The sequence below is a fragment of the Sporomusa sp. genome (assembly GCF_057736855.1).
Map to the genome: position 1 here is coordinate 1 of NZ_JBYKYF010000320.1, position 3,318 is coordinate 3,318.

The following is a 3,318-nucleotide window of genomic DNA, read 5'->3' on the forward strand; positions in this document are numbered from 1 at the left end:
GCCATCGCCAAAGCTGCACCTTCACTTGGATCAGTACCAGCACCAATTTCGTCGATGAGCACTAAGTCATTGGCAGTTACTTTCTTTAATATTCCAACCAAATTCGTCATATGAGCAGAAAAGGTACTAAGGCTTTGTTCAATGCTCTGCTCATCGCCGATATCAGCAAAAATATTGCCGATAACCGGCATTTCAGAGTCAGCGGCCGCGGGAATAAATAACCCGGCCTGTGTCATCAACGCAAATAAACCGACAGTTTTCAACGTAACTGTTTTGCCGCCGGTATTTGGACCAGTAATGAGCAACGTAGTAAAATGCCGGCCAAGATGAACATCGATTGGTACTACTTGTTCCGGTGGAATGAGAGGATGACGTGCCTGAATAAGATGAATATACCCTTGCTGGTTAATTACCGCTTGCACTGCCCGCATATCAATACTTAGTTTGGCTTTGGCAAAAATGAAATCTAAACGGGCTAAGAGTGCCAGGTTATCTTCCAGACTATTTTTTACTTTGGCTATTTGTGAAGTAACTACAGTTAGAATACGTTCTATTTCAGTCTTTTCAGCAGCCATAAGCTGTTTGATATCATTATTCAAGTTTACGATTGCTAGGGGTTCAATAAATAACGTTGCACCACTGGCTGACTGATCATGAACAATCCCCGGAAAATTATTACGGAATTCTTGTTTGATAGGTATTACATATCTATCACCGCGCATGGTTACTAATGCATCCTGGAAATATTTCTGGTATTCTCCTGATCGTAAAATACTATCCAGTCGCTCTTTTACCCGAATTTGAGACTGTTTGATTTCGCGGCGAATTTTTAATAGTTCACTGCTGGCATCATCACGAATGGTTCCCTGCTCAGTAATAGTAGCTTCAATTGTTGTTTCAATATGTTTTAATAAGGTTATTTGTTCAGCTAAGGCTTTCAGTAAAGGTACTTCTAGAGGCAATTCAAGCAAAAAATGTTTCATGCGCCTAGCTGCATATAATGTGCTGGCTATTGCTAACAGTTCATGAGGCTCTAATATCGCACCTAAACCTGCTCGTTTAATACTAGAACGCACATCACGGATTCCGCCAAGCGGTATATTGGGAAACTGGTTCATGACCGCCCGTGCCTCAGCGGTCTCGGCAAGCCGGCTCTCTACTTCATGGATATCATTTACAGGCACAAGCGTTTCAGCAAGCTCTCGCCCCATTACCGAGCTGGTACGTTCAGACAGCATGTCTCTAATTTTATTATACTCTAAAGTTGTAAAAACCGAAACTTCCATATACCTCTCCTCTATAGTACCCCACGGAAATAATGTCCTCTGGTAATGTTTTCATGTTCCGCAGTCGTAATTTTATCGTTTACAAGTAACGGATGGAGATCTCCTTGATCAATAAGTTCCCGGTATAATCGAGTTATACGGGCAACTTCTTCGGGCGAACTATATTTAGCTTCAAACCTGAGTCGACTAATACCAGAGCGCATTAGCCGGGGAATATGCGGCAACATGGATAGTTCTTTGGCATTCAAAATATGCATGCGACAAAATTGGTCAGTAATAACCGGGAATACTTCATTCATTCTGTCTTTAAGCCAAAACCGACCTCGTAAACAGGCATTATTACAGTGTTGGACATCATGACCGCCTAAAAAACTGCCCAGCATACAATAATCAGAAATCATCAGTGTTAGATAACCATGCACCAGACATTCGAGCGGAACAAGTTTTTTTGCTGCTATCTCCTCCACTTGAGTAAAATTTAGCTCAGGTGATAATGTTAAGCTAACTAGGCCTAAATTTCCCAAGCAGTTTGCAGCAACACTGTTATAGATATTCAAGGGATAATCGCCATGCAGCGGTATCTGGCTCCATTCCCGTAAAAGATGTAATGTACCTATATTATCGACACTTATAGCCAAGGGTTTAATTTCATTAAATAACGAAACCTGTGTTTGTAATTCTGTTATTTGGCCTTGATGCACTAACCGCGGCGTATTGAAAATAATTTTGCGGCCATGGTTTTGGCAATAGGATGCGGCAGTATAATAATCTTCGGCAGTTAATGAGCGTTTGGCAAAACACTCTCCGCCAAACATGATGATATCAGCACCATTATCCACAGCCGCTATGACTTTGTCAACCGCATCTACATTTACAACAAGTTCCGGTTTGTTATCCTGTCTTACAGTACGAACTTGTGGAAGCAACATAGTGATAGACTTATCTTTTTTTAGCGGTTTGCGGAAAAACTTAGCAAGCCGGGCGCTTTCTAACTGTTCGGCCGCACGGCGTCTGGCGTCATTGATTTCACTGATAGGTACCATTACTTCTCCCTGGATTTGACAATCCAGATTACGTAAGGAGAATACAGTCGTTCCCAGACGTTCGATTTGTTTCCTGATCGTTTCAGGAGTAAGTGGTCTTTTTTGCGCTTTTTCCGCGATAAAACTGGTTTCTGCCTGACCGCTGAAGCCATCGGCATCTTGCATGGTTATTATCAGCGGCCTGCCTTCGGTAACCGTTACGGTAACATCAACAGGTATGCGCCTTAAGGCATCTGATCGATTAAAATAGGTTCTGGCTCGTTCCATTAACGCGGCATCAAAAACCTTAAATACTCTATCGTTAGCCCGAACAGGTGAATGTACTGGAATAGTAACTACCGTATGGGCTTTAGCTTCCTTAACTTCTTTACCATCAACTACCATAGAAGTAATGGTAACATTAACTCGACCGCCGACTTTAACCCAAAACTCAACAATATCGCCAACAGCCAGTGACTCATCCAGTTTGAGATCTGCAGTTTTAGCAGCAGCATGATATGCGAGTACCCGCCCAACTCGAACCCCACGATTGTTGGGGCGCCGATCGCTGATCATTGCCCGTCCATTTTTACCGTAAAGATGGGCGGTAGTAAAATCACGGTTAAAAATTTGCGCTAAATCCTTTTTATCCTGTTCACTGACCATATAACCAGCCTGCTGCGTTAAATAGCTGTCTATGGCTCGTCGGTAGGCATTAACAACAACGGCAACATATTCCGGTCGTTTCATGCGCCCTTCAATCTTAAAGGAAGTCACCCCTGCTTCGATGAGTTGCGGTAAAAGTTCGATGGTATTCAAATCCTTAGGACTGAGTAAATATTCACCAGCATTGGCCTGACTCAGCACATCATTTCCCTGAGCATCAACCAGCGTATAAGGAAGACGGCATGGCTGGGCACAGCGCCCACGATTACCGCTGCGCCCGCCAATCATACTACTCATCAGGCATTGTCCTGAATAAGAAATACATAATGCGCCATGAATAAATG

Annotated in this window: 2 protein-coding genes; both read right to left on the reverse strand. The window is 43.0% G+C overall.

Annotation, left to right across the window (positions count from 1 at the left end; all coding sequences use genetic code 11):
- Positions 1-1,286: endonuclease MutS2 (locus AC29Z1_RS15460; protein ID WP_488272348.1), on the reverse strand; the 1,286-nt coding region annotated here is incomplete at its 3' end.
- Positions 1,287-1,297: 11 nt separating this feature from the next.
- A partial coding sequence (locus tag AC29Z1_RS15465) for a U32 family peptidase (protein ID WP_488272349.1) occupies positions 1,298-3,318 on the reverse strand: 2,021 nt, incomplete at its 5' end.